Source organism: Bacillus sp. B28, assembly GCF_029536185.1.
Lineage (GTDB): Bacteria > Bacillota > Bacilli > Bacillales > Bacillaceae > Bacillus > Bacillus halotolerans.
The window spans coordinates 1215404-1233291 of record NZ_CP120511.1 but is presented as its reverse complement, the minus strand read 5'-3'; the positions used below and the strand labels follow the sequence as shown (position 1 = coordinate 1233291).

Annotated in this window: 19 protein-coding genes; 4 read left to right on the top strand and 15 right to left on the bottom strand. The window is 46.5% G+C overall.

What is annotated here, in order from left to right:
* The 11 genes from P3L57_RS06040 to P3L57_RS05990 all read right to left on the bottom strand — a co-directional run bounded on the left by P3L57_RS06040 (position 1) and on the right by P3L57_RS05990 (position 12050).
* Complete coding sequence (locus P3L57_RS06040) at positions 1–3093, bottom strand: carbamoyl-phosphate synthase (glutamine-hydrolyzing) large subunit (protein WP_069486371.1); 3093 nt, start codon at positions 3091–3093, stop codon at positions 1–3.
* The gene (locus P3L57_RS06035; protein ID WP_069486370.1) at positions 3086–4147 is read right to left on the bottom strand and encodes a carbamoyl phosphate synthase small subunit; all 1062 of its coding nucleotides are present in this window, start codon (positions 4145–4147) and stop codon (positions 3086–3088) included. Before P3L57_RS06035 ends, P3L57_RS06040 begins: the two co-directional genes overlap by 8 nt.
* 70 nt (positions 4148–4217) lie before the next feature.
* Positions 4218–5375, bottom strand: a complete 1158-nt coding sequence (locus tag P3L57_RS06030) for an acetylornithine transaminase (RefSeq protein ID WP_069486369.1) — start codon at positions 5373–5375, stop codon at positions 4218–4220.
* Positions 5372–6148 carry an acetylglutamate kinase gene (gene argB / locus P3L57_RS06025; protein ID WP_044156412.1) on the bottom strand — a complete coding sequence of 259 codons (777 nt, stop codon included), beginning with the start codon at positions 6146–6148 and terminating at the stop codon, positions 5372–5374. Before argB ends, P3L57_RS06030 begins: the two co-directional genes overlap by 4 nt.
* 14 nt (positions 6149–6162) lie before the next feature.
* Entirely contained in the window at positions 6163–7383 is a 1221-nt protein-coding gene (argJ, locus tag P3L57_RS06020; protein WP_059293052.1) for a bifunctional ornithine acetyltransferase/N-acetylglutamate synthase, read from the bottom strand.
* 19 nt (positions 7384–7402) lie between these two features.
* Positions 7403–8440: an N-acetyl-gamma-glutamyl-phosphate reductase gene (gene argC / locus P3L57_RS06015; protein WP_059352716.1), complete on the bottom strand. Its 1038-nt coding sequence runs from the start codon at positions 8438–8440 to the stop codon at positions 7403–7405.
* A 205-nt stretch (positions 8441–8645) separates the two neighbouring features.
* Positions 8646–9185: an MFS transporter gene (locus P3L57_RS06010; protein WP_044156416.1), complete on the bottom strand. Its 540-nt coding sequence runs from the start codon at positions 9183–9185 to the stop codon at positions 8646–8648.
* Entirely contained in the window at positions 9185–10615 is a 1431-nt protein-coding gene (locus tag P3L57_RS06005) for an FAD-binding oxidoreductase (protein WP_069486623.1), read from the bottom strand. The genes P3L57_RS06010 and P3L57_RS06005 overlap by 1 nt, the downstream gene beginning before the upstream one ends.
* Positions 10616–10676: 61 nt before the next feature.
* Positions 10677–10847 (bottom strand): YqaE/Pmp3 family membrane protein, encoded by a 171-nt coding sequence (locus tag P3L57_RS06000; protein ID WP_069486368.1) that lies wholly within the window; start codon positions 10845–10847, stop codon positions 10677–10679.
* 63 nt (positions 10848–10910) lie between these two features.
* A complete protein-coding gene (locus P3L57_RS05995) occupies positions 10911–11219 on the bottom strand; it encodes a metal-sulfur cluster assembly factor (protein ID WP_003224525.1) in 309 nt (102 codons plus the stop codon).
* A gap of 63 nt (positions 11220–11282) precedes the next feature.
* Entirely contained in the window at positions 11283–12050 is a 768-nt protein-coding gene (locus P3L57_RS05990; protein WP_059336294.1) for a prolyl oligopeptidase family serine peptidase, read from the bottom strand.
* Positions 12051–12169: 119 nt separating this feature from the next.
* Between P3L57_RS05990 and P3L57_RS05985 the strand changes: the two genes are divergently transcribed.
* The 3 genes from P3L57_RS05985 (at position 12170) to P3L57_RS05975 (ending at position 13437) form a co-directional block, all read left to right on the top strand.
* Positions 12170–12982, top strand: a complete 813-nt coding sequence (locus P3L57_RS05985; protein WP_044156420.1) for a Cof-type HAD-IIB family hydrolase — start codon at positions 12170–12172, stop codon at positions 12980–12982.
* A gap of 104 nt (positions 12983–13086) precedes the next feature.
* Positions 13087–13239, top strand: coding sequence for a hypothetical protein (locus tag P3L57_RS05980; RefSeq protein WP_044156421.1), 153 nt, complete (start codon positions 13087–13089; stop codon positions 13237–13239).
* A complete protein-coding gene (locus tag P3L57_RS05975; protein ID WP_003224518.1) occupies positions 13240–13437 on the top strand; it encodes a DUF3813 domain-containing protein in 198 nt (65 codons plus the stop codon).
* Positions 13438–13467: 30 nt separating this feature from the next.
* Here P3L57_RS05975 and P3L57_RS05970 read toward each other — a convergent pair whose 3' ends face one another.
* Both P3L57_RS05970 and P3L57_RS05965 read right to left on the bottom strand, forming a co-directional pair.
* Positions 13468–13923, bottom strand: coding sequence for a BsuPI-related putative proteinase inhibitor (locus P3L57_RS05970; RefSeq protein ID WP_059293057.1), 456 nt, complete (start codon positions 13921–13923; stop codon positions 13468–13470).
* Positions 13924–13941: 18 nt separating this feature from the next.
* Complete coding sequence (locus tag P3L57_RS05965; protein WP_024120888.1) at positions 13942–14784, bottom strand: YitT family protein; 843 nt, start codon at positions 14782–14784, stop codon at positions 13942–13944.
* Positions 14785–14922: 138 nt separating this feature from the next.
* On the opposite strand from P3L57_RS05965, the gene P3L57_RS05960 reads away from it, so the two are divergent.
* On the top strand, positions 14923–15777 hold the full coding sequence (locus tag P3L57_RS05960) for a DegV family protein (RefSeq protein ID WP_059336296.1): 855 nt from the start codon (positions 14923–14925) through the stop codon (positions 15775–15777).
* A 42-nt stretch (positions 15778–15819) separates the two neighbouring features.
* On the opposite strand, the gene P3L57_RS05955 is transcribed toward P3L57_RS05960, so the two are convergent.
* Together P3L57_RS05955 and P3L57_RS05950 are read right to left on the bottom strand one after the other, a co-directional pair.
* Positions 15820–17442 (bottom strand): M4 family metallopeptidase, encoded by a 1623-nt coding sequence (locus P3L57_RS05955; protein ID WP_059336297.1) that lies wholly within the window; start codon positions 17440–17442, stop codon positions 15820–15822.
* Between the two features lie 136 nt (positions 17443–17578).
* Complete coding sequence (locus tag P3L57_RS05950; protein WP_024120885.1) at positions 17579–17872, bottom strand: DUF3784 domain-containing protein; 294 nt, start codon at positions 17870–17872, stop codon at positions 17579–17581.
* Positions 17873–17888 lie beyond the last annotated feature (16 nt).

Sequence of the window (17888 nt, the reverse complement as noted above, 5' to 3'; positions counted from 1 at the left end):
TCACTGTGTGCATGATGCCACTTCCTTTTTATAAAGATCTCTGAGGGAAACAGGGTGCGGACTGCCTGATCCGCTTTGCAAAAACGCCCGTACGGTTTCCTCTTCAGTAAAGACGGTAATGCCGTGTGTCATGGCTTCCAAACGCTCTTTGCGTGCTTCTTCAGAGCCGTTCAAATGGATATGGAGCGCTTTTTCATCCTGTTCCATCCAGGAGGCGAATGTGCCTTCATGAACCGTAAAGCCGGCGTTTTCCGCTAATGTCTTCAAATCTTCCGGTCCGTTTTGCAAATAAATGCTTCCTTTTTGATTCCATACACGCGTGTAGATTTTTTTCAAGGCGCTGTCGGCGTCGTATGCAACACACATGCCTTCTCCCGTCGATTTCATTTCCGGTCCAAGCTTCACATCTACATCTTGAATCGCATGTGATGAAAAGACCGGGAACTTTACAGCAACACCATGGTGATTTTGAATTGCCGGGTTTACATCTTTTAGAGATGCCCCCGCCAGCAGCCGTGTGGCGAGCGGAATCATCGGGACGCCCATGACTTTGCTGACGACCGGAACTGTACGGCTCGCTCTCGGGTTCACTTCAAGGACGAGAATGGTTTCGTTATCGATCACAAATTGGATGTTCATAATGCCTTTAAATGAAAGCTTTCGGGCAATTTTTTGAGCAGCATCTTTTATTCCCTGCTGCAGCTTGTTTGTGACGGAAGGCCCCGGGAGAATGGCGAAGCTGTCTCCTGAGTGGACGCCCGCCCGCTCAATATGTTCGGTATATGTCGGGATAAAGACTTCTTCACCATCGGAAATCAGATCAATTTCGACTTCTTTTCCTGACACATACTGATCAATTAAAATGGGGTACGGCATGCTGTCTTCTCCGTCCAGCAGCTGAGAAAGCGCAGCTTCCGATTCAACGATGATCATGCCCATTCCGCCAATGACATAAGAAGGACGGATTAATACCGGATAGCCGATGCCGTTTGCTTTCTCTGCAGCCTCTTCTTTTGTATAAGCAATTTCTCCTTTAGCGTGCTGCAATCCGAGTTCATCAAGAAGCTGATAAAATTGATCGCGATCCTCTAACACGTCGAGCGTTTCAAACGATGTGCCGAGAAGCGTGATTCCGGCTTTTTCGAGCGCTTCAGCAGCATTGATCGCGGTTTGGCCGCCGAACTGCACGATCGCAAAGTCAATGTTTTCCTGCTCCGCCACGTTTAATATGTGCTCCGTTGTCAGCGGCTCAAAATACAGGCGATCTGCAATTTCATAATCTGTGCTCACGGTTTCCGGGTTGTTATTAATCATAATCGTTTCGAATCCAAGCTTTTGCAGCGTTAACACCCCATGAACAGCACTGTAATCGAATTCAACGCCCTGGCCGATGCGAATCGGTCCTGAGCCGATAATCAGCGCGCGCTTTTTCTCTTTGCGGCTGATGTCTCCATCGGTTTCTCCGAAATACGTGGAGTAAAAATAGTTGGTTTTCGCATCAAACTCAGCTGCGCAAGTATCAACAATTTTGAAGGAAGGCGTAATCCCCTTCTCCTTGCGAAGAGCGCGCACCTCTTCCTCTGTCTTGCCGATAAGCGAGGCAATCGTTGCGTCTGAAAATCCTTTTTCCTTTGCCTTTTTCAATAAATCAAAAGAGAGGTCGCTCCCCGCTTCCATGATCTGATTTTCCAGCTTGATGATATTGTTAAAGGTGTGAAGGAAAAACGGGTCGATTTTTGTTTTTGCATGGATTTCTTCTATTGATATGCTTCGGCTTAACAGCTCCATCACAACGAAAAATCTTCGATCGTCAGGTGTGATTGCCAGCTCCCAGAGCGCTTCAATTGATAAACCGCCGAGCTCCGGCAGATGCGTGCCGACGTTTTTCAGCTCAAGGGAGGCTGCCGCCTTTTGGAGCGCCGCTTCTACATTACGTTCAATCGCCATCACTTCTCCGGTGGCTTTCATTTTTGTGCCGAGCTTGCGGTCCGCGTTTTTGAATTTATCAAACGGCCAGCGCGGAAACTTGACGATGACATAGTCCAATGCCGGTTCGAAGCTCGCATAAGTGGAGCCTGTAAGCGGGTTTTTTAATTCGTCAAGCGTGTATCCGACCGCCAATTTCGCAGCCATTTTCGCAATGGGATAACCTGTTGCTTTTGAAGCGAGTGCAGATGAACGGCTCACACGCGGATTCACTTCAATGACGTAGTATTGCTTGCTGAACGGATCAAGCGCAAACTGAATGTTGCAGCCGCCTACGACATCAAGTGCCGAAATGATCGTCAGACTTGCCGTCCGGAGCATTTGATAGTCTTCATCAGTTAATGTTTGTGAAGGCGCCACTACGATCGAATCGCCTGTATGCACGCCGACCGGATCGATGTTTTCCATATTACAGACAGTAATGCATGTGTTGTTGCTGTCGCGCATCACTTCATATTCAATTTCTTTAAAGCCGGCAATGCTCTTTTCTACCAGACATTGATTGATCGGGCTAGCCAGAAGCGCTTGCTTGATCATGGCGGCAAATGCTTCTTTCGTAGGCGCGATGCCCCCGCCTTTTCCGCCTAACGTGTAAGCAGGCCGGATAATGACCGGAAAGCCGATGGATTCCGCAAAACGAAGGGCATCGGTTTCGTTATCGACAATTTCGCTCTCTGGAACTGGCTGATTCAGCTCGTTCATTAAAGAACGAAATTTTTCCCGGTCCTCTCCTTTTTGTATTGTATCAACGGATGTACCCAGAAGTTTGACGCCGTGCGCCTTTAAAATACCCGCTTCTTCAAGTTCAACCGCAAGATTTAGTGCAGTCTGCCCGCCTAAATTGGCCAGAAGTCCGTCGGGCTTTTCTTTCTTAATGATGTCTGTCAGGCTTTCTACCGTCAGCGGTTCAAAATAAATGTCATCCGCGAAAGCTTCATCGGTCATAATTGTTGCCGGGTTGTTGTTGACGAGAATAACACGATAGCCTTCTTCTTTGAGCGCGATGCACCCTTGAGTGCCTGAATAATCAAATTCTGCCGCCTGGCCGATGATGATCGGGCCTGAGCCGATTACTAATATGCTTGAAATACTGGTGTCTTTAGGCATGGGCGATTTCTCTCCTTGCTGGTATCACATTCTTTAAATAATCATCAAAAATCCATTCGCTTTCCGCCGGCCCCGGATGGGCTTCCGGGTGAAATTGCACACTCATGACAGGCAGCTTTTTATGGGAAAGCCCTTCAACTGACGTGTCATTGACATGGTGGAATCTAATCGTCAGCTCTTCTTGATTAATGGATTTTTCATCGACCACATAGCTGTGATTTTGGCTGGTCATGAACACCCGCTTCGTTTCACGATCGATGACCGGATGGTTTGCGCCCCTGTGACCGAACGGCAGCTTAAACGTATTTCCGCCGAAAGCGAGTGCAATCAGCTGGTGGCCGAGACATATGCCGAGTGTCGGAAAGCGGCTGACGATGTTTTTGATTTGTTCCATATACGGTGTAATGGCTTTCGGATCTCCAGGCCCGTTGGATAACACGACACCGTCGGGCTTTATGCCGTAAATCGATTCCATTTGCTGATACGGTATAACAGTGACCTTGCAGCCTCGTTTCACGAGTGATGATGCAATTGATTTTTTATAGCCAAAGTCAATGAGAGCGATATGTTTATTCCCTTCGCCGATTGTGCTGATGTCCTGTGCGGACGCCTGTTCTGCGACGTTCTCAGGCTGCAGGGCAATCTCAGCCGCTTCTTTAGAGGCAGTGACAGACGCCCCCATCGTTCCGTTCGCGCGAATTTTTTTGACGACAGCCCTCGTATCGACATGGGACAAGAGCGGGATGTTCCATTTTTTCAGATATTCCTTGAGACTGTATACCGCTTCATGATGAGAAAAATGATCGCACGCCTCGTAAACAACCGCTGCTTTCACTTGCGGTTTTTTGCTTTCAAAGTCGTTTTCATTAATACCGTAGTTGCCGATCAGCGGGTACGTAAATACGATAATCTGTCCTTTGTATGACGGGTCTGTCAGCACTTCCTGATAGCCCGTCATTCCTGTGAAAAACACAGCTTCGCCCGTACAGTTTTCATGTCCGTCCAGTTCTCCGCTGAACACTGTTCCATCTTCTAATACTAAATAACCTTCCATCTAAAAGCCCACCTCTTGATGAATAATTAATTATAAAAATGAATTTTTATGCTTTCATATCGAAAAAAAATTACAAATTAACAGCGGTATGCTGAGCAATCGCTTGTTTCAGCTTGCTGACGGCTTCTGTTATTTCATCCTTTGTCACGGTGAGCGGCGGCAGCAGACGAATCACGTTCGGTCCGGCCGGCAGTACGAGCAAGCCTAATGTCTGCAATTCAGCAATGATGTCTGCAACCGGCCCATCACACTCAATTCCAAGCATTAATCCTTTGCCGCGGATTTGCCTCACAAAAGGACTCTTCAGTTCAGCCTCCAGCTGTTCTTTCAAAAACGCACCCTTATCAGCAGCCTCTTGCAGAAATTCAGGCTGGAATACAACCTGCAATGTTGCATTGACGGCGGCCATCGCCAGCATATTCCCTCCGAAGGTCGTTCCGTGAGATCCAGGAGTAAACGCTGCTCCCAGCTCTTTCTTGCCGATTACCGCACCGACTGGAAAGCCGTTCCCCAATCCTTTTGCAGCTGTGATGATATCAGGTGAGAGGCCGAAGTGTTCGTATGCGAAGCCCTTTCCTGTGCGTCCAATACCGGTCTGAATTTCATCTACGATCAGAAGCGCCTGCTTTTCCTTGCAAAATGACTGTACGGCTGTTAAAAATTCTGCACTGCCCGGATTGACTCCGCCTTCTCCCTGTACGGTCTCAAGCATGACCGCGGCTATGCCGTCTTCCTCCCCAAGAGCATCAAAAGCGCCAGGATCATTGTACGGGAGGTAGTGAAAGCCTTCCAGCATCGGGCCGAAGCCTGTTTTGATTTTATCCTGTCCGGTAGCTGCCATCCCTGCATAGGTACGGCCGTGGAATGATTGGAGAAATGTGATGATTTTCGTTTTTCCAGTTGCTTTTCGTGCCAGCTTAATCGCGCCTTCATTCGCTTCCGCTCCGCTGTTGCAGAAAAAAACGAGATCTCCGGCACTGTTTGCCGCTAACTGCTGTGCCGCTTGCTCCTGAAGACTGTTTTCAAACAGATTGGATACGTGCCATACGCTGTCGAGCTGTTTTTTGACCGCTTCTGTGACCGCTTCATGGCAGTGGCCTAGGTTGGAAACCGCAATCCCTTGAATGAAATCGAGGTATGTTTTGCCGTTTTGATCCTCAACGCAAGTTCCCTTCGCTTTCTTTATCTCAATGTTCCACCGTCCGTAGGTTTGAAACAAGCTGCTCATGAAACAGCCTCCTTTGCTTTAACGATTTTTGTTCCTTGAAATGTTTGATCTGAGAAAAACGATCCTTTTCCATTTACGATCATCACTTCTGATACTTGATCCGATAATGCTGACAAGGCTGAATTGACCTTTGGTATCATCCCGCCTGTGATCACTTCCTGTTTAATGAGAGTCTGAATTTCCTCAGGGGTCAGGATGTCGAGACGCTGTTTTTCCTTCATAATTCCTTCCACGTCTGTGACGAACATCAGCTTATCGGCTTTCAGCGCTCCGGCGACTGCCGAAGCTGCAAGATCAGCATTGACATTCAGTGTTTTGTAATCGCTCGTCAAAGACAGGGGCGCAATTACCGGAATGATGCCTTCATCCATCAGCGCGTTTACCATAGAGGCATTAACCTTTTTAATTTCTCCGACTTCCCCGTATGTGTCCGGATCGAGATAGTCTGCTTCGAGAAGGCCTCCATCCTTGCCGGACACTCCCGCAGCCCGGAGCCCGTGTTTTGCAAGCTCGGCAACGAAAAATTTATTCACTGAGCCGGACAGTACCATTTCAGCGACTTCCAATACCGGTTTGGTTGTTTTCCGCTGTCCGCCTGCAAACTCTGTTTTGATGTTTAACCGTTTCAGCATATGTGTGATTTCCGGTCCGCCGCCGTGCACGATTGCCAATTTCCATCCTGATTCCATCAATTCTTTCAGGTTTTGAAAAAATTCTTCCGACAGCTCACGGATGACACTTCCCCCGCATTTAAAAACGATTGTTTTCTTCATTGTGCTCCCCTTTATTACGTGCGATAGCTCGCATTAATTTTGATATAATCATAGGTCAGATCACAGCCCCATGCTCTTCCGTTCCCGTCTCCTTCATGCATCTTGATGACAATGGCAATCTCGTCTCCTTCGAGATATTCTTTCGCGAGAGATTCAGAGAAAGGCTGAGGCTCGTTGTTTTTAAACAGGCATTGGCCCCCGAGATAAACCTCTACTTCTTCAGCCTTCACCTGAGCCGCGCTGTGCCCGATAGCACCGATAATGCGCCCCCAGTTCGCGTCTGTTCCGTATACAGCGGTTTTTACGAGGTTCGACCCGACAATTTTCTTGGCAATTACGTTTGCATCAAGATTGTTTTTCGCCCCTTTTACTTGGGCTTCGATTAGTTTTGTCGCGCCTTCCCCGTCTCTGGCAATCTCCTTAGCCAAATCTTCGCAAGCCATCAGAAGCGCTTTTTTAAAGAGCGGCCAGTCTTTATGATCTTCCGTAAGGCGCTCATTTTCCGCGCAGCCATTTGCCATGACCAATACCATGTCATTGGTAGAGGTTTCTCCGTCAACTGTAATTTGATTAAAAGAGACGTCAGTGATGTCGCGGAGCGCTTTTTGCAGCGTTTTTTCTTCGATTGCCGCGTCTGTTGTCACAAAACCCAGCATCGTTGCCATGTTTGGGTGAATCATTCCAGAGCCTTTAGCCGCTCCGCCGATGGTGACTTTTTGACCGCCGATTGTCAGTTCATAGCACGTTTGCTTGATGACGGTATCTGTCGTTAAAATCGCTTCCTCGAAATCTCCAGATCCCGCAGGCGTTTCTTTCAAAAGCTCGATGCCGGCCTGAATGTTTTCCATATTTAAATGTTCGCCAATGACACCAGTTGAAGAAACGGCGACAAGCTCCGGCTCAATGCCCAGCTGTAAAGCGAGGCTCTCCCGCATTTTGTATGCGTCCTCTAAGCCTTGTTCCCCTGTACAAGCATTGGCAATGGCGCTGTTGACAATGACTGCTTTCAGAGCTGATCCATGCTTTAAGCTGTCCTGTGTGACTTTAATCGGAGCCGCCTGAAAGTGGCTTTGCGTATAAACTGCCGCGCTCACTGCCGGTGTCTCGCTGATAATGACGCCAAGGTCTTTTTTCGAGTAGCGCAGCCCGCAATGCACGCCCTTTGCCTGAAATCCTTTTGGCGAGGATACATCGCCTTTTACTTTCACTATTTGATCTTCACTCAACTGAATCATGGTTCGATTCTCTCCTGTTCTATGGATAAATTGGTGTCATGGTAAGACCTGTCTCTTCGTTCCAGCCATTCATGATATTGAAATTTTGTACTGCCTGCCCAGCGGCACCCTTCATCAGATTATCAATTACCGAAACGATCGTGACCCTGTTCGTTCTTTCGTCGAGGGTAACGGATACATCGCAGAAATTGCTGCCGAACACTTCCTTCGTTTGCGGGTAATGACCCTTTGGCCTCACTCTCACAAAATATGAATCTTGGTAAAATTCCGAATATAAATCGTGCAGATCTTCTGCAGATAGATCAGATGTTAATTGCGTATACATTGTCGCCATGATTCCCCTTGTCATCGGAACCAAGTGAGCAGAAAATGTAATAGCCTTCAACCCTGGCTGCCATTCTTTTAACGTCTGTTCAATCTCAGGGGTGTGCTGATGTTCATTTACTTTATAAATTTTAAAATTGTCGTTAAGCTCAGAAAAATGGGTTCCCATGGACGCTTTTCTCCCCGCACCGGAAACGCCTGTTTTCGCATCAACGATAACGAACGATTCATCAAGCAGCTTTTGTTGAGCCAAAGGCGCGAGGCCTAGCAGCACAGCCGTCGGGAAACACCCCGGATTGGCGATGAGCTTCGCCTGCTGAATGTTCCTTTGATTCAGCTCCGAAAGGCCGTAAACCGCCTCTTGAATTGTTTCTTTTGGTGCCGCTGTCCGTTTATACCACTTTTCATATACAGCAGGCTCTTGGATCCTCAGATCACCTGACAGATCAATAACCGGAATTCCCGCCTCTGCAAGCTGCGGAGTCAGTTCACTTGATACTCCCGGGGGCGCAGCAAGAAACATGACATCGATTTCCTGTTTGATTGTATTCATATCAATGGGCTTGAGCTTCTGCTCAGCCAAGCCGGTAAGATGAGGATAAACATGACTATAGACCTTTCCTTCCCCGCTGGATGAATAAAGTATACATTCTTCTGCATGAGGATGATGTGTAAGAATCCTGACAAGTTCGGCGCCTCCATAACCCGTAGCGCCTACAATTCCTATTTTCAAAACGAATTCACCTTCTTGGTCTTTGTGAAATTATTTAACATTATAACATGAATAAAAATTAATTCAATCGTATATTTAATATTTTTATTCATTTATAAAATTTCTGTTCAATAAAAAAAATCGGCGATTAAAAAGCAGGCAGAAACCGCTTCAAGTTGTTGTTCCGGCGCCATTTGCAGCTGCATAAAAAAACAGGCTGACCGTGTCAGCCTGTTTTCATCATCATCAATCCGCTCAGAAAATATAGAATAGAGCTTGTATAAAAAATCATTTGCACCGTAAAAAAGTCGGCGAGAAAACCGCCGAGCATAATGGCAGCCGCTGAAAAAACAGCGGTCCAAAAATGATAATTCCCAATCTTTTTTCCGCGTTCCCCGGTGTCTGTAAAGTCGGCGATTAATACTTTTTCTCCGTGTTTTTGCATCGCCCCAAAGAGACCTAACAGCACTTGCACGATGTACACTTGAAGAACGCTGTTTACATGCGGAACATACAAAAGCAGAACCGCCATACCCCATGAGTTCGCAAGCAGATAATAGCGGCTGTCGATCCTTTCAGAAAGCCGGCCGAGGAGCGGGTAAATGAGCGCTCCGCTCAGTCCGAATAATCCGTAGGAAAAACCGAACTGCGTGTAGCTTGAGCCGATATTCTTCACAAACAGAATATAAAACGGAAAGATTAAACTGCTTGCGAAAAACACGCTGCTTTGTGAAAGTGTCAGCCATTTTAATTTGTTTTTCCCCATTATTTATACCTCTGATAAAAGTAATTCATAAACCGCTCATCCGGATCATACGTCTGTTTTTTCTGAAAAAACGCTTCGCTTTTCGGATACGCCTGTCTCATTTGCGCCTTTGTCTGATATGTCATATACGGCAGATAATAGCTTCCTCCGTGTTTGAGCGCAACGTCTGTCATACGCCTGATGATCCTGGCAGCGTCAGCCTGGTCTTCTTTTGAAAAGCCCTCGTTGATTAAGAGCACGAGCGAAAACATATCATCCTTCGCATAAGACAGGTCAGCCTTTTCGTTTTTTTGCACATACCGGATCGTGATATTAAGCAGATTCAGGTCTTCGTGTGACAGCGTTTGTCTCAGGTCATCAATATAGGAAGCGTACTCCTTCACCGGCACAAAGTATTCCTGCAGCACGTCTGTATTTTCATTGTTTTCGTATTCGAGAAATTTTGATTCTGACCGCATGACGTTATTGCGTGAGACCTTTGTTCCATTTTGGCTTAGAAAATAGGATTGCTGGGTGTTCCACAGCCAGTTTCTGCCCCACCCGTACCTTCTTGACAGGCCGAGCGCGAATTTCGTCACCTGTGTATGCTCATCCTCTTTGAGATCGCTGTAAGATGTCAGCTGATCCTGCTCTTCTGATAATACGTAATTTGTGACATACATGTCTTTCAGAAATCCTTTTTCTGCTGTTGAGATGCGAGCGAGATGCATGCGGACACCGGGATTGCCTTTGACATGCTTTGTAAAATAGTCAGCATATGTACTGTAGTTCATTTTTTCCGTCTGCATGACGTACAGCTCGTCATCCGTTAATTCAAGCTCAGCATCGAGAATCACGCCAAAAAGACCGTACCCGCCGATGACCGCTGAAAATAAATCATCTTTTGGAGTGACAGTGACAATTGTGCCGTCGGCTTTTAAAAGACGGAATGATTTGACTGTATCAATCAGCGACCCATAGCGGATATCACGCCCGTGGGCATTGGCGCTGAGAGATCCTCCGATTGTAAAAATATTTTGTGACTGCATGACTTTTACCGCAAGCCCGTATGGATTTACGTATTTCTGTATGTCATTCCACGTCGCCCCGCTTTGGACCCTGATGGTTTTTTTCTCTTTATCGAAAGCGAGGATTTTGTTGTAGCCTGTCATGTCGAGAACGATGCCGTCCTCGTAATATGTATGGCCGCCCATCGAATGCTGGGTTCCGGCTATTGAGATTTTTATGTTTTTTCGATTGGCCTCTTTGACTGTGTCAATAAGGTTATTTTCTTCCTGCCCTTTCACCGTCTGCTTAATTTTCACCGGCATCAAGCGGCTGACATCAGTCATCTCGCTGGAGCCGCTTTTTTGCTCTGAATGAACAGAGTACGCAAACAGGACCGCATACGCACCGGTGCACAGCGCGAATGCAAGCAATTTCTTTTTCATGGCGCTCTCCCTGCTGTTTTTTATGGCCATTATACCATGTTTGCGTCCTCTTTTTTCCAGATTATCGTCTTGCCCGTTTTTCAGCGCGGTGGTCAGCCACGATAAAACAAGCGTGAATGGCGCCCGGCAGCCAAAAGATGCATGTCAATATGAGATTGAGCAGGGCCTGAAACGGCTTTCCCGTAAACAAAACAGCAAGCGGCGGGCATAGAACGGCAAGCAGATACATCATTTTGCTTCACTCCTTTTCAGCTGTAAAAAGGACAGCCTCACAGTAAGGCTGTCCTCTTTTGTTTTATTGTATGCCAAGCGCGATTTTTGCATATCTTGACATTTTGTCCCGAGTCCACGGCGGATTCCACACAATGTGAACTTCCGTCTCTTTCACTTCCGGAATGTCCGCAAGCGCTTTTTTCACTTCATCAACAATAATCGGCGCTAAAGGGCATCCCATTGACGTCAGTGTCATTGTGACGTGCGTTAAGCCGTCTTCATCCATATCAACATCGTATACTAACCCGAGGTTTACGATATCAACGCCAAGCTCAGGGTCGACAACCTGTTCCAGGGCGCCCATAATGTTTTCTTTTAATGCTTCTTCCACGTTCCCTCACTCCTTTTTTCTACAGTATAACGTAAATCCGGCCTATGTTTACACCTTTGTGCTTTATAAATGTGTTTCAAACCATTCAACGGTTTTTAACACAGCGTCCCGCGGCACTTTGTGATCGGCTCGTTCATCCGCAATGAACTGGAGATGTTCCGGCTGCTCGCTGTAATAAGATTTAATCGTGTCATAAAATTTCCGGGTCGGCGCGTAAGGCACGACTTGATCTTTAACGCCATGCCAAAATAAAAGCGGGCGCTGGCGAAGTTTCTCCGGCTGAAGGCTGAGATCCAGCACTTTAAGGCGCTCCATGAGCTCCCGCACCCTTTCCTCCGGCACATCGATATCGATGCCCTGAGATTTGATGTGATCGATCTGCTGCTGAAACAGCTCGACATAATTCGGGCTTCCCATCAGGCTGACGCCGGCTTGTACCCAATCATAAACCGTTAAGGCGCCAAGCGTTGTAATGCCGCCCATTGATGTACCCGCAAGCCCGATACGGCCGCCGTCTATCAGGCCTTCCTTCTCAAAATGGCTCTTGAGTACTTCAAGCTCTTCAATCTCGTTTAGCACGATGTCCCAAAAATGGCCGGCCAGCTTTTCAACAGCCATTTGCTCTCCCCGTTCACCATGGTGCAGCGCCTCCGGCAGAACGGCTCTAAAGCCCTTCTCCGCAAGCAGATAAGCAATATGAAGGTTGTGTTCCTTTGCGCTTGTAAAGCCATGTATAAAGAAAACAAGAGGAACGGCACGGTGCCTGTTCTCTTCTTTTACAATATGTAAAAACGGAATGCCGGAAACGGTTTGATTTTCAATTTGAATCACAATGTCCCCTCCTTAGGATAACCATAATCATAAGTGTAACATGTAGACAATAAAGATGGTAAAAAGCTACACTGTAATTAAGGCAACTCACGCAAAATCTAAGGTTAAAGGAGCTTTTCATGGAGACAAAACCCTATGTAATCGCATTAGATTTAGATGGAACATTATTAAAGGACGATAAAACAATATCAGAAAACACCCTTCAAACGATACAGCGCCTAAAAAATGACGGACATTACGTTTGCATCTCCACCGGCCGGCCGTACCGTTCAAGTTCCATATACTATGAGCAAATGAATCTGACAACGCCGATCGTCAATTTCAATGGAGCGTTTGTCCACCATCCGCAAGATGACAGCTGGGGACGGTATCATACCTCACTGCCGCTTCAAGTTGTGAAACAGCTTGTGGATATCAGCGAGACCTACAACGTACATAATATACTTGCTGAAGTCATCGATGATGTGTACTTCCATTATCATGATGAGCATCTGATTGATGCCTTTAACATGAACACAACAAATGTCACCGTCGGCGATTTGCGTAAAAATCTCGGTGAGGATGTCACCTCTGTGCTCATCCATGCGAAAGAGGAAGATGTGCCAGAGATACGCGCTTATCTAACAGATGTGCACGCCGAGGTGATCGATCACAGGAGATGGGCAGCCCCGTGGCATGTGATTGAGATTATTAAAAGCGGCATGAACAAAGCGATTGGCTTGCAGAAAATCAGCGATTACTACGGCGTGCCGCGAGAACGGATCATCGCTTTTGGCGATGAAGATAACGACTTGGAAATGCTTGAATTTGCTGGATGCGGCGTCGCCATGGGAAATGGAATTGACGCAGTCAAGCAGATCGCTGACAAAACGACGGGTTCCAATGAAGAGGATGGGGTCGCCCAATTTTTGAAAGAATATTTCTCAATCTAAAGAGCGGAGTGTTTTAATTTTTCCCACTTATAAACCTTTACCCGCCCCAGCATACTATGGGAGACGACTCATCTCGTCAAAGTATGGAAGGGGGCAGTCTCACAATGGGTAAACGAAGCAAATCCAAAAGGTTTATTCAGCAGGGTAAAGACTCCATCGGGCTACACGCCGCAAGATTTCCATATCGGTCTACATTAGAAGAAGCTCACCAGCATGCCGCGGCACGAGATTCGGCCGAAAGACAGGTTGAATATTAAATGAGAAACGAACTGTTTCAGCAGGCGAAATCATTTGTTCAACAGGCAGTCATGGTGACAAACGGCTTTGAGGAAGGCGATCAGGAGCAAGCGATTCTGAGGGCCAAAAATGCTGTGTCTTCTGCGTATGCCAATTCGACAGATGCGGAACGTCAACAGCTTCATCAATTTCAAGATCAACTGGATAAATTGCAATAAAAAAGGGCTATGGCGATTCGCCATAGCCTATTATTTGACCTCAAACTGCTGTACAGCCTGGACCTGCTTAAGATTCTCCGCTCTGCCCTTAAACGTCACCTTCACCTCATATGTCCCCGGCTCCGGTACTTCCTTCCATTCATCAGAGAAATCATATGTTTCTCCCGATTCAAGCGTCAGGTTTTGAAAAGCCTGCGTAAACATTTTGTCTTTCGAATAACGGTATCTTTCTTTGTGCTCAGAATCATACACGACAAGTTCAAATTTTTGTCCCGTGCTGAATTGAAACTCCACACTGCGTTCGCTTTGGTTCTTCAGTGACATGTTAAACTTGATTTGTTCAGGCTCCTGAATTGCTTCAACAGATAAAACAACCTCTTGATTCTCCATTCCGCCTGATACCTCCTTATCGGGTTCTGTCTGCTCATTTTTCCCGCAGCCTATTAATAGCACCACAGGCAAGAGCATCACAAGCAGCCGTTTCACGACTTCCACCTGCTTTCGTCAGTCTTTTCTAAAGAAACCAAAAATCCCGGTCGTTTGGACAATGTTCGTAAATGCTTTCGGGTCCACTTCTTTTACGATTTTTTCTAAATCGTACAATTCATACCTCGTGATGACGATAATCATCATTTCTTTCTGCTCGTTTGTAAAAGCTCCTTTGGCTGGGACAGTCGTTATGCCCCGCACCATTTTTCCATAAATGGCTTCTTTGATTTCGTCCGCTTTTTTCGTCACAATCATTGCTGTCAGCTTCATGTGCCGCGTATGAATCGCGTCGATCACCCTCGTTGTCACATACAAAGTAACAAGGGTATATAAAGCTTTCTCCCAACCTTGCAATAATCCTGCCGTCAGAATGATAATCCCGTTCAGAATAAAGAAATACGTGCCGACGGGTTTATCCTTCCACTTGGCCAGCACCATAGCGACGATATCAAGGCCGCCTGTCGAAGCGCCGTACTTTAATGTTAAACCGATTCCGACCGCGGAAATCACGCCGCCGAATACCGCGTTCAGCAGGATGTCATGAGACAGTCTCATTTCCGGCAGGATTCCCATAAACAATGTGGTCAGTGCGACACTCAAAATGCTGTACACCGTAAACGATCTGCCGACCTTCAGCCATCCTAAAATACCGACCGGAATATTTAAGAGGAACAAGAGCGTTCCCGTCGATATGTAGAAAGGGGCATATTGGTCAACGACGCTTGATAAAAGCTGGGCGACACCTGTGAATCCGCTGGCATATACATCTGCCGGAATCAGAAATAAGTTCAGCCCGGCCGCATTAAGTAAAGCCCCGATGATGACGATGAGTAATTTTTTTGTTTGATCTAGTACCATGGCATGTTCCTCCGCTCATTCTTCTTTATTATGTTTTCCCTTAAAACAAATATTTGAACACGATTTTGACAAATTAATATGATATAGTTGGCTTAAATCATATGATGACGAGCGATAAACGGAAAGAAGGGAAGCAAAATGACAGTTCATCTCATCGCTGACAGCGCCGCTGATCTGCCTCGTTCTTATTTTGAGGAAAACGGCATTGGCTTTATCCCGCTTAGGGTTTCTCTCGGCGACAAAGAATATGAAGATGCAGTCACGATTCATGCGGAACAAATATTTGAAGCGATGCAAAATGGGGAAGCGCCAAAGACGTCCCAAGCCTCACCGCAAACCATTAAAAATGTATTTTTGCAATATGCCGAAACAGGAGAGCCCGCACTTTACATCGCTTTTTCCTCAGGACTCTCCGGCACCTATCAGACAGCCGTCATGATCGCCAATGAAGTGAAGGAAGAATTCCCCGATTTTGATTTGCGGGTGATTGATTCCAAATGCGCTTCATTAGGCTGCGGTCTGGCCGTCCGGCATGCACGCGAACTCTGTATCAACGGAAATACAATACAAGAAATTGAAACGTCTGTAAAGAGCTTTTGCGCACAGCTTGAGCACATTTTTACAGTCGATGATTTAACGTACCTCGCCCGGGGCGGCCGAATTTCAAAAACATCTGCTTTTGTCGGCGGTCTGCTCAATATTAAACCGCTTCTTCATATGGAGGACGGCAAGCTTGTGCCTCTTGAAAAAATCCGCGGACAGAAAAAGCTGTTCAAACGGATTATTGAATTAATGAAAGAGCGAGGAGACAATTGGAGCGATCAAACCGTCGGAATCAGCTATGCCGCTAACGAAGGAACAGCCAATGAAATGAAACACTTGATCGAAGATGCGTTCAAGCCGAAAGACATCATCATGCACTCCATCGGTTCTGCTGTCGGATCCCATTCCGGGCCGGGCACACTGGCCATATTTTTTCTGGGTAGATCATAAAAAAACAGCCAGGCTAAAAAAGCCCTGGCTGTTTTTTCATTTTTATTGAATTCCGACTGCGTCATATGCCTTTTCGACAGAAGCTGATTGCTTTGAGTCTTCACCGTATAAATCATTGGCGGCTTCGATAGCCGCTTGCTTCATCATGCTGAAGTCTGAAGAAGGCGTTACATAATATGTCAAAGCCCGGTAATAAATTTGCTCACAAGCTTCACGCCCGACCCCTTCAACCCGCACATCATGGTGCACGCCGCCTTCTGCGAGAAGATATGCCGCTTTATTGTGGATCGACGAATTGATGTGCACCCCGCCGTAATCCTCTGTGCCCGTATACCGGTTTGAATAATGATCCGGATTCCCCTGCTTGGAAGGGTCCTCTAACGAACGTAAAGCATCCCCGCGTACATCCGGCGTATATACATCCTCGCCGATTTCCCAGTCATCCCGGTCTGTCATCGCCGCCATAATGTCAGAAATGGATTCGTTTAGCGCGCCTGGTTCTCCCTGATATAAAAGGCCGGCGGAATACTGGGTGACCGCGTGTGTCATTTCATGCGCCACAATGTCGAGCGATCCGGACAGCGGCTTAAACCTAGCGCCGTCACCATCCCCGTACACCATCTGCACACCGTTCCACGCTGCATTGTTCCACTGTGTTCCCACATGTACGGTAGACGTAATTCTCGCTCCGTTTTGATCAAAAGAATGGCGGCCGAACGTGCGGCTGTAATAGTCGTAAACGGTTTGTGCGTTTGCATGGGCATCTACAGCCGCCGGATCATGAAATACGGACGTGCCGCTGACCACTTCACTGCCTGTATACCCGATCAATTGAGACAAAAGGGTAAACAAGGTTTCGTTCAGGTTCTTTGCGTCAAAAGTATTTATCCCTTTTCCCCTTGTTTCGTCAGCCAAATAATAACGCCCATTCTGTTCAGTTACTTCAAAGCTTTTTTCTTCGCCTGATACGCCGATCCCTGTACCGGCTGCTTCATGAATGGCATTGAAAGAATCAATGACCTTTCCGCTTTTGGCATTGATGAAATAATGCCAATATCCAGGTTCAGGTTCAGACGTCGAAAGTCTCACAAGGTAGGCAAGATCATATGCGCCTTCGTGCGGATAAATATATAATTCGGCTTTCGGTTCTCCGTCAACATACTCGATTTTTCCAATGGAGGCCTCAAGCGCACGGCGCGCTGTATGTATGGCTTTTTTCTTAGATACAGACGGTGTGACAGATATGTCATTTATTTGCGGGTGCACCTTCCCGAAGAAACTTTTCACTTGTTTGTTTTCCTTCATCGCGACCGCCTGTCCAAAACCGTAAACAGGAATCCCTTTATACACTTCCTCTAATTTAAAAAATGTTTGTTTTGTCTTTGAATCCTTTATTGTTTTTGAAATACGAAAATGGCTGTTCGCGTTTCCTTTGAGCTTAAAATGGGTTTGTTGCTTGTCCAGATATGAAAATAGCGCTTCTTTCTGCGTTAGGTTTTGAGCTGGCTGCCATGATGGCTGTGATTTTTCGATGATGTATGAAGGGGTTTGATACGTATGGTCGTATTTGATGCTTTGATCTGCTGAGGCATTTGATGCAAAAACACATTGAGCTGCCGTGCATAAGCCGGCCATGAACAGAGATGTTTTGAACAGTGTACGCAAAACACCACATCCTTCCTGTTTTGGAATCTACTTTTTCGTTCATCCTAACAAAAAAGCCGAAACTTGTATGTGGTGCTTCGTTCCTATTTTCAGGAAAAAGAAAGAAGGACAGAGGTTTCGCTCCGTCCTTCAGCTCCTATTCTACCAGTTTTTTATTCACGTAAATAATAACCCCTGCGCCATATGCCAAAATAAGCGGCGGAATCAGCTGCTCCTGGCCTTGAAATGAGATAAAGCTGTTCAGCAGAATGAACAAACCGGAATTCAAGAAAAAGTAGCCTGCTATTCTGGCCAGCCGATCCTTATCCCGGATACGTGCCTCATTAAACCCCGCCAGCATCCACGTCTGTTTTTTGATCCCGACAAAATAGGCTACCACAAAGAATAAAAGCGAAATGACAATTAATAGATAATTGATGCTGATCTCCATATTACAGCCTCCTACA